Annotated in this window: 9 protein-coding genes and 1 pseudogene; 3 read left to right on the top strand and 7 right to left on the bottom strand. The window is 72.8% G+C overall.

Annotated features, from left to right (window positions below; translation table 11 throughout):
- A partial coding sequence (locus ABT08_RS11415) for an XdhC family protein (protein WP_288115025.1) occupies positions 1-1,083 on the bottom strand: 1,083 nt, incomplete at its 3' end.
- A gap of 47 nt (positions 1,084-1,130) precedes the next feature.
- Between ABT08_RS11415 and ABT08_RS11420 the strand changes: the two genes are divergently transcribed.
- Together ABT08_RS11420 and ABT08_RS11425 are read left to right on the top strand one after the other, a co-directional pair.
- Positions 1,131-1,727, top strand: a complete 597-nt coding sequence (locus ABT08_RS11420) for a nucleotidyltransferase family protein (protein WP_288115026.1) — start codon at positions 1,131-1,133, stop codon at positions 1,725-1,727.
- Positions 1,724-2,560, top strand: coding sequence for a hypothetical protein (locus tag ABT08_RS11425; protein WP_288115027.1), 837 nt, complete (start codon positions 1,724-1,726; stop codon positions 2,558-2,560). The genes ABT08_RS11420 and ABT08_RS11425 overlap by 4 nt, the downstream gene beginning before the upstream one ends.
- A gap of 6 nt (positions 2,561-2,566) precedes the next feature.
- Here the strand turns inward: ABT08_RS11425 and ABT08_RS11430 are convergent, their stop codons facing one another.
- The 4 genes from ABT08_RS11430 to ABT08_RS11445 all read right to left on the bottom strand — a co-directional run bounded on the left by ABT08_RS11430 (position 2,567) and on the right by ABT08_RS11445 (position 5,891).
- Positions 2,567-3,490 (bottom strand): 2-hydroxyacid dehydrogenase, encoded by a 924-nt coding sequence (locus ABT08_RS11430; RefSeq protein WP_288115029.1) that lies wholly within the window; start codon positions 3,488-3,490, stop codon positions 2,567-2,569.
- Between the two features lie 88 nt (positions 3,491-3,578).
- Positions 3,579-4,286 carry a phosphoribosylformylglycinamidine synthase subunit PurQ gene (gene purQ / locus ABT08_RS11435; protein ID WP_056519697.1) on the bottom strand — a complete coding sequence of 236 codons (708 nt, stop codon included), beginning with the start codon at positions 4,284-4,286 and terminating at the stop codon, positions 3,579-3,581.
- Positions 4,283-4,531, bottom strand: coding sequence for a phosphoribosylformylglycinamidine synthase subunit PurS (gene purS, locus ABT08_RS11440; RefSeq protein ID WP_045248005.1), 249 nt, complete (start codon positions 4,529-4,531; stop codon positions 4,283-4,285). The genes purQ and purS overlap by 4 nt, the downstream gene beginning before the upstream one ends.
- Positions 4,532-4,589: 58 nt before the next feature.
- Positions 4,590-5,891 (bottom strand): excalibur calcium-binding domain-containing protein, encoded by a 1,302-nt coding sequence (locus ABT08_RS11445; RefSeq protein WP_288115031.1) that lies wholly within the window; start codon positions 5,889-5,891, stop codon positions 4,590-4,592.
- A 183-nt stretch (positions 5,892-6,074) separates the two neighbouring features.
- Here ABT08_RS11445 and ABT08_RS11450 point away from each other — a divergent pair, with 183 nt between their 5' ends.
- The gene (locus tag ABT08_RS11450; RefSeq protein WP_288115033.1) at positions 6,075-7,514 is read left to right on the top strand and encodes a GH1 family beta-glucosidase; all 1,440 of its coding nucleotides are present in this window, start codon (positions 6,075-6,077) and stop codon (positions 7,512-7,514) included.
- Positions 7,515-7,542: 28 nt separating this feature from the next.
- Here ABT08_RS11450 and ABT08_RS11455 read toward each other — a convergent pair whose 3' ends face one another.
- Together ABT08_RS11455 and ABT08_RS11460 are read right to left on the bottom strand one after the other, a co-directional pair.
- Positions 7,543-8,403 carry a VOC family protein gene (locus tag ABT08_RS11455; RefSeq protein ID WP_288115035.1) on the bottom strand — a complete coding sequence of 287 codons (861 nt, stop codon included), beginning with the start codon at positions 8,401-8,403 and terminating at the stop codon, positions 7,543-7,545.
- Positions 8,404-8,431: 28 nt separating this feature from the next.
- Positions 8,432-8,610: pseudogene (locus ABT08_RS11460) on the bottom strand (phosphoribosylaminoimidazolesuccinocarboxamide synthase); the annotation flags it as partial.

The following is an 8,610-nucleotide window of genomic DNA, read 5'->3' on the forward strand; positions in this document are numbered from 1 at the left end:
CTCCAGGGTCGCGAGGGCGGGCAGGGCGCAGGCGGATGCCGCGGCATCCGCCTCGGTCGGCAGCATCGTGTCGGCGGCGGCGCGGGCGTGGATGGCGCCCCCGCGCTCTCGCAGCGGCACCGCGGATCCGCCGTGGCGTGCTGCGACGATCTCGGCGAGCACCGAGAGCGCGGTCTCCTCGGGGGTGCGTCCGCCGAGGTCGAGCCCGAGCGGCGAGTGCAGCCGGGCGAGGTCGTCGTCGCCGAGCCCCGCCTCGCGCAGCCGCGTGGCACGGTGCGCGACGGTCGAGCGGGCGCCCATCGCCCCGACGAAGCCGACCGGAAGCCGCAGCGCGACCTCGAGGGCGGGCACGTCGAGGCGCTCGTCGTGGGTGAGCACGCAGATCGCGGTGCGGTCGTCGAGGTCGACGGGGTCGAGCGTCGCGAGGAAGTCGTGCGGCAGGTCGACGACGATCCGGGTTGCCGCGGGGAACCTCTCGCGCGTCGCCAGCAGCTCCCACGCGTCGCACACGGTGACTGCGAAGCCGGCGGCGGCGGCCACCCGGCATAGCGCGGCGGCGTGCTCGCCGGCACCCAGCAGGTACAGCGCGGGCGGGGGCGTCTGCACGACGGCGAGCACGGGGCATCCGTCATGCTCGCCGAGGCGCGTCTCGCTGCCGCCGGCGTCGAGGGGGAGGATGCGGCCGGTGTCGGGCCCCGCGGCAACGATGCCGACCGCCGCGCGGCGACCCGCCGCGACGCGTTCGAGAGCGTCGCGCACGACCGTGTCGGCGGGATCGAGCACACTGACCACAGCCTCGATCGAGCCGCCGCAGGCGAGACCGGCGGCGTAGGCCTGCTCGTCGGTGAAGCCGAAGCGCGCGGTCTGACCCCGTCCGGTCGCCAGGCACGAGAGGGCGAGCGCGACCGCATCCGCCTCGACGCAGCCGCCGGAGATCGAGCCGATCGCCCGCGCGTCGGACGTGATCGCCATCGCCGCGCCGGCGCCGCGCGGCGCCGAACGCGCCACGTGCGCGACCGTCACGACCGCGACGCGCTCGCCCGCCGCGAGCAGCGGCAGCAGGTCGGTCGCAAGCTCGAGCATGCCGCCACGCTAGCCCTCGCGTGTTTCGGGCGGGCTACGCTGGCGCGGTGGACGTGACGCCGTTGCCGGTCGTGGGGGCACCCTGCGGGATCGTGCTCGCGGCGGGCGCGGGCACCCGCTACGGCGGGCCGAAGGCGCTCGCGGCCGATGCCGACGGCACGCCCTGGCTCGACCGGGCGGTGGCGCTTCTCGCCGCGTCCGGCTGCGACCCGGTGCTCGTGACGGTGGGCGCCGCCGCGGCGGAGGTCGCCCGGCGCATCCCCGCCCCCGGTCGTGCCGTGCTGGTGCCCGACTGGAACGACGGGCTGTCGGCGAGCGTGCGCTCGGCTCTGGACGCCGCGGCCGCGACCGGGGCGGAGCTCGCGGTGATCGTGCCCGTCGACACCCCGACGCTGCCGGCGGCCGCGGTCGCGCGCGTGCTCGGGGCCGCCGCGGAGGCCGCGGCATCCGCTCTCGTGCAGGCGACCGTCGCGGGCGCCCCGTCGCACCCGGTTCTGATCGGGCGCGACCACTGGGCCGCGGTGGCGGCCACCGTCGCGGGCGACCGGGGTGCCGGCCCCTATCTCGCCGCGCACGGGGCGACATTCGTCGCCTGCGACGATCTGTGGGATGGTCGCGACATTGACGAACGGCCCGCGCCGTGACCGGCGACGAACGCGCCGAGCTCGCCGCGCTGCGACTGCGCGCGTACGGACCCCACGCCGACATCGCGGGAGATCCCGTCGCGCTCGCGCGCCTCGACGTGCTCGAGGGCCGCAGGGCGACGGATGCCGCGGCCCCCGCGGCGACCGTCAGGACACGATCGGTCCTCGAGCCGCCCGTCGTCCGCCCCGCGGACGATCCGGCCACCGACTCGGGCGCTGTGCCGGAGCCCGGCGACGGATCGCGTGCGAGCGATGGGGGTGAGCACGACGCGGACGGGGCGGCATCCGATGTGTCGCTGTGGCGTCGCATGCGCCCGCGCGTCGATCGGGTCACCGCGATCTGGTGGATCGCGAGCCTCGTCGTCGTGGCCGGGCTGTCGACGGGGACGACGCTTCTCGTCACCCACGTCGTCACCTCGCAGCACGCCGCCGTGCTGCAGCGCATCCCCGGTGATGCGCCGTCGGCAGTCATGTTCACGGGCACGTCCACCTCGTCGCGGGCGTACGAGTCGTACCTCGGGATGTCCGTCTACACGGTGATTCCGCCCGCGGGAGACATGCGGTGCATCGCCGTGATCCCGCAGCCCGATGTCTATCCGGATGCTTCGCTCATCGGCTGCGCACTCGGCACCCTTCCGGTCGTGGTCGATGTGCGTATCGGCACGAGTGCGGACACGAACCCGCTCGCCTCGAACGGTCGTCCGGTCGTCTTCACGCCCGCCGTCGAGCAGGCGTTCCCCGACGGCGCCGATCTGCGGTTCACGGCGCGCGACGACACCGTGACGGTCGACGCCTACCCGGTCGCCCGCACCCCGGTCACGCCCAACTCGTAGCCGCGATCAGCCGGCGACGACGATGTTGATCGGTGCGGCGCCGCGTGCGGCGCGCATGATCTGATCGCGCAGCACGCGCACCAGGCGGGGGCGCATCGCGCTCGACGCCCCGCCGACGTGAGGGGCGATGAGCACACCCGGCGACCGCCACAGCGGGTGGTCGGCGGGAAGCGGCTCGGGGTCGGTCACATCGAGCGCGGCGCGCAGGCGCCCGGACGCGGTCTCCGCGACGAGCGCGTCGGTGTCGATGAGCGGCCCGCGGCCGACGTTCACGACGAGCGCGCCATCGGGGAGCAGGGCGAGCGCGGCGGCGTCGATGATGTGGCGCGTGCTGTCGCCGCCCGGAAGAGCGAGGATGAGCACCTCGGTGCGCGGCAGCAGGTCGGCGAGCTCGGCGAAGCCGTGCACGGCGACGCCGTCCTCGTCGCGGGCTCGCGAGGCGACGGCGGTGAGGTCGACCTCGAACGGGATCAGTCGCGCGCCGATCGCCTTCCCGACGCCGCCCCAGCCGAGCACGAGCACACGGCGGTCGGCGAGGCTCGTGCCGAAGACCGGGTTCCAGGTGGCGGTCGCGGTGTCGCGGGCGAACTGGTCGAGGCGCCGCAGCGACGCGATCGCGAGACCCACGGCGAGCTCGGCGGTGGAGGTCTCGTGCACGCCCGCGGCGTTCGCGAGCGGAACGCCCGCGGGCAGCAGTGCGGCGATGCCCTCGTAGCCGATCGACTGGCTCTGCACGAGTCCGACCTCGACCCCGGCCAGCTGCCCGAGGGCGGCGTTGAGGTTCTGGTACGGCGGTACGACGATGTCGATGCGGTCGCAGGGGGCGGGGCCGGTCATCGGCCAGACCACCACCTCGACGTTCTCGGGAAGCGGCTGCAGATCACGGGCGAGGCCCTCGGTGGGAACCGAGACGACGAGAGGGGATGTCACACCTCGACGTTACCCCCGCGCCGACGGGCGCCAGGTCGCGGCGTGTGCGCGGTGCTGCACGCCCGGTCGGGTGGTGCGCCCGGCCGGGTCAGGCGGCGGCGCCGACGACGGCCGCGATCGCCGATGAGAAGAACGACAGACCGTCGACGCCCGAGCGCATCGCGGCCGCGGTCGAGGGACCGAAGCCGGGTTCGACGGCGTGCTCGGGGTGCGGCATGAGGCCCACGACGTTGCCCGCCGGGTTGGTGAGGCCGGCGATGTCGCGCAGCGACCCGTTCGGGTTCACGCAGGTGTAGCGGAACGCGACGAGCCCCTCGCCCTCGAGACGGTCGAGCTCGTCGTCGGAGGCGACGTAGCCGCCGTCCGCGTTCTTCAGGGGGATGACGATCTCCTGACCGTCGGCGAAGTCGCTCGTCCACGCGGTGGACGTGTTCTCGACGCGCAGGCGCTGGTCGCGGCGGATGAACTGCTGGTGCGCGTTGCGGATGAGTCCGCCCGGCAGCAGGTGCGCCTCGACGAGCATCTGGAAGCCGTTGCAGATGCCGAGTACGGGCATGCCCTTCGCCGCGGCATCCTTCACGTCCCGCATGATCGGCGCGAGGGCCGCGATGGCGCCGGCACGCAGGTAGTCGCCGTAGCTGAAGCCGCCGGGCAGGATCAGCGCGTCGACGCCGTCGAGATCGTGCGACGCGTGCCACAGGGCGACCGGCTCGGCACCGGCGATGCGCACCGCGCGGCGTGCGTCGACGTCGTCGAGCGAGCCGGGGAAGGTGACGACCCCGATGCGTACCGTCACTCGACGACCTCGATGCCGACGACGTCCTCGATGACGGAGTTCGACAGCACCTCGGCGGCGACACGGGATGCCTCGGCGAGCACCTCGTCGGACACCTCGCCCTCGACGGTCAGCTCGAAGCGCTTGCCGATGCGCACTCCGCTGAAGGCGTCGACGCCGAGTCGCGCGAACGCGCCGGTGACGGCCTTCCCCTGCGGGTCGAGCAGTTCGGCCTTGGGCATGACGTCGACGACGATGGTGGGCATTGCGAAGCTCCGGATGTCGCGGGCAGGGGTTCGCCCCCAGTCTAGGCGCGCGGGGCGCTCACTCGCAGGCGATCCCGTCGCCGTCGCGGTCGAGCTTCGCGGCGTACCCGGGCTGACCGCGGTACAGCGGCGCTTTGCCGGCCGCGCGCACCTCGGAGCAGTTCTTGTAGGTGACGTCCGGTTGCGCGGGCGCGGGTGCGGGCTGTGCGGGTGCGGGTGCGGGCTGCGCCGGCGCCGGTTTCGCGGGTGCCGGGGCGGGTGCGGGTTGGGCAGGTGCGGGCTTGGCGGGGGCCGGAGCGGGAGCGGGTTGTGCCGGTGCCGGCTGCGCGACGACGGCCGCCGCCTGGAACGACGATGCCGGGGTCGGCTGCGCGGGGCACGAGGCGAGCACCGACGTCATCGCGGCCTTCTCCGCCGGCGTCACCCAGAGCCCGTAGGTGTTCTTGACGGCGATCTGCCGCGCGACGAACGTGCAGCGGTAGCCGGCGAGCGGCGGGAGCCAGCCCGCGGCATCCAGGTTGCTCTTCGCTTCGTTGAGGGTGCCCTCGACCGCCTGCAGGTTGAGAGGGTCGTTCGCGAGACTGCGACGCTGGTCGGCCGTGAGCGTCTGTGCGCCCGTGGTCCAGGCGTCGGCGAGCGACACCACGTGATCGATCTGCACGAGGGGCGATGTCTTCTCGCCGCGGGTGAACGTCACCACCGCACCGGAGTAGGCCGACGTGAGTGTTCCCGCGGTCACCGTGCAGGAGCCCGGTCGCGTGATGCCGGTCAGATCCCGCGCGAGGATGTCGTTGCGCGTGTCGCACCCGTTCTTGTCGACGTCGGCCCACGCCGGCCCGAAGGCGTCCCGGGAATAGCCGCTGAGCGAGGTCGCCGCCTGCACCGGCAGCGTGGCGAGCACGTCGAGCGCCGATCCCGACGACGCGGTCGAGACGACCACGCTGGCACCGCCGGCCGTGGCGAGGCCCGCCGCCTCGACTGCCTCGTCCGACAGTGAGGTCGGCGTCGGCGTCGGGGCAGCCGGTGTCTGTGAGGCAGTCGTTGCCGGAGCGGATGCTGCTGCCTGCTGCGTCGACGGCCTGTCGAGCCGGCTGCCGGCCGCTGCCGCGGCGCCGACGAAGAGCACCAATCCCATGCCGAATGCGAGGGCGGCCAGCCCCCGCGTCGAGAGACCGACGACCCTGATGCCGCCTCGCACGAAGGCGACGATCGCGACGACGATCGTCGCCGGCGCCACGATGAGCGCGATGATGATTCCGACCGCCGGCGGTGTGACGGCGGCGACAACGATGAGCGCGACCGTGGCTGCGAGCAGCACGATCCAGCGCTTCCTCCCCACGTTCCCCATGAGCGTCAGCATTTCTCAGTTACACAGCTCTGTCAAAGCTCACACATCGCCGACGCTCATACTTTGCGCCGGAGCATCCGAGGGTCGAACTCGACGAGCAGACCCGTATGCGGGATCCAGGTTCCACATGGGAGATTCCCGTCCCATCGTCGAATCGATTCGAGGAACGCTCGGACGTGCCCAATAATGGGGGCCATGAGCGTCTCCCCCCGCCGTTTCCCCGACGACTTCCTCTTCGGTGCCGCGACCGCCGCATTCCAGATCGAGGGAGCCGCGCACGTCGACGGGCGCCGCGACTCGATCTGGGACGCGTTCTGCCGCGTGCCCGGCGCGGTCATCGCGGGTGACGACGGCGAGACCGCCTGCGACCACTACCACCGCTACCCGCAGGACGTCGCGCTCATGAAGCGCCTGGGGCTGCAGACCTACCGGTTCTCGGTGTCGTGGTCACGGGTGCGACCCGACGGCGGCGCGCTCAACCCGGCGGGCATCGACTTCTACTCGCGGCTCGTCGACGAACTGCTCGGCGCCGACATCCTGCCGTGGCTCACCCTCTATCACTGGGATCTCCCGCAGGCGCTGCAGGAGCGAGGCGGTTGGACGGTGCGTGACACCGCCGAGCGCTTCACCGAATACGCCCTCGACGTGCACGACGCCCTCGGCGACCGGGTGAACGTCTGGACGACGCTCAACGAGCCGTGGTGCTCGTCGTTCCTCAGCTACACCGCGGGCATCCATGCTCCCGGCCACTATTCGCGACGCGAGGGGCTGCTCGCGGCCCATCACCTGCTGCTCGGCCACGGCCAGACGGTGATGCAGCTGCGCGCCCGCGACGCCGACCTGTCGCTCGGCATCACCCTCAACCTCACCGGCGCTCAGCCCGCCGATCCGTCCGACCCGCGCGACCTCGATGCCGCCCGCCGCATCGACGGCCAGTTCAACCGCTGGTTTCTCGACCCGGTGTTCCTCGGGGCGTACCCCGCGGACGTCGTCGACGACATCCGCGCCGTCGACCCCGAGGCGGTCGATGCGCTCGAGGCGGCCGTGCAGCCGGGCGACCTCGCCGTCATCTCGACGCCGATCGACGCACTCGGCGTGAACTACTACCACAACGAGTTCGTCGGTGGACGCGTGCCCGAGCAGGCGCCGCCCGCCGATCAGGCTCCCACCGAGCGTGAGGGCGCCTCGCCCTTCCCCGCCGCCGACGACGTGCACTGGTTCGAGCGGGGACTGCCGCGCACCGGCATGGGATGGGAGGTGCAGCCCGAGGGGCTCACCGACCTGCTCGTGCGGGTCGCGACCCAGTACGCGGATGCCGCGGGCACCCGCCTCTTCGTCACCGAGAACGGCGCCGCCTACGACGACGAGCTCGTCGTCGATGACGGTGAGCGCCGGGTGCACGACGTCGACCGGGTGGCGTTCCTGGAGGGGCATGTCGCCGCGATCCACGCCGCGATCGAGCGGGGTGTGGACGTCGGCGGCTACTTCTACTGGTCGCTGCTCGACAACTTCGAGTGGGCCTGGGGTTACGAGAAGCGCTTCGGCATCGTGCGGGTCGACTACGACACCCAGGAGCGCACGCCGAAGGACTCCGCGCTCGCGTACGCGCGCATCATCGCCGACCGGGCGGTGTGATCGCGCCTCCCTTACCCGCCCGCGCGCCTCAGGCGAGGTGCGCGACCAGTTCGTTGTTCCACGGGTCGGCGAACGTGACGGTGCGGCCGTCGTTCGCGGTGGCGATGCCGTGGTGCGAGAGGCGCTCGCCGAGCTCGCCGATCGCGTCGCCGTCGGGCAGCGCGAGCTCGACCCGGCCGAGGCCGAGGGCGGGCATACGGGGGCCGGCGCCGCGCGAGTTCCACACGTTCATCGCCATGTGGTGGTGGTAGCCGCCGGCCGACACGAACAGCGCCTGGTTGCCCATGCTCGCGGTGGCGTCGAAGCCCAGGGTGTCGACGTAGAACGCGCGGGCGGTCGCGACATCCCCGACCGACAGGTGCACGTGACCGACGGATGCCGCGTCCCCCGCCGTCGAACCCGCGGCGGCCTGCTCGGTGAGGTGTTCCGACAGGAACGCGTTCGGGTCGAGGTAGAGCGTCGCCATCTCGACCTGGCCGTGGGTCCACGACCAGGCGGTGCGCGCGCGGTCCCAGTAGAGCTCGATGCCGTTGCCCTCGGGGTCGGTGAAGTAGAACGCCTGGCTGACGACGTGGTCGGCGCTGCCGGTGAAGGTCTGCGGGGCGTGGCGGGCGACGCTGTAGAGCGCGGCGGCGAGGGCTGCGCGACTCTCGAACAGGATCGCGGTGTGGAACAGTCCCGCCGATCCGGCGGGGGCGTGCCGCAGGCGCGGGTCGTGACGCAGGATCACGATGGGCCGGCCGGCGCGTCCGAGGGTGACGGTGTCGCCCTCGGCGGTGAGCACCTCGAGGGTGACGACGTCCCGGTAGTAACGCGTCATCGCGTCGAGGTCGCCGACGAGCAGGGTCACGGCGCCCATCGCGGTGTCGGCGGCGAGTTTTTCATTCATGCGAATACTTAACACCCACCGGGCCGCGTCATTCCCGCGGTCGAGCTCCGAGTTTGACCAGAAGCTCGCGGTAGCGGGCGGACGCCCGCTCGACCACCTCGCCGGGCAGCGTCGGCGGCTCACCGGCACCGTCCCAGTGCGCGCTCAGCCAGTCCCGCACGATCTGCTTGTCGAAGCTCGCCATGCGCTCGGCCGGGGTCTCGCCGG

This window comes from Microbacterium sp. SCN 71-21 (assembly GCF_001725695.1).
Classification (GTDB): Bacteria; Actinomycetota; Actinomycetes; order Actinomycetales; family Microbacteriaceae; genus Microbacterium; species Microbacterium ginsengisoli.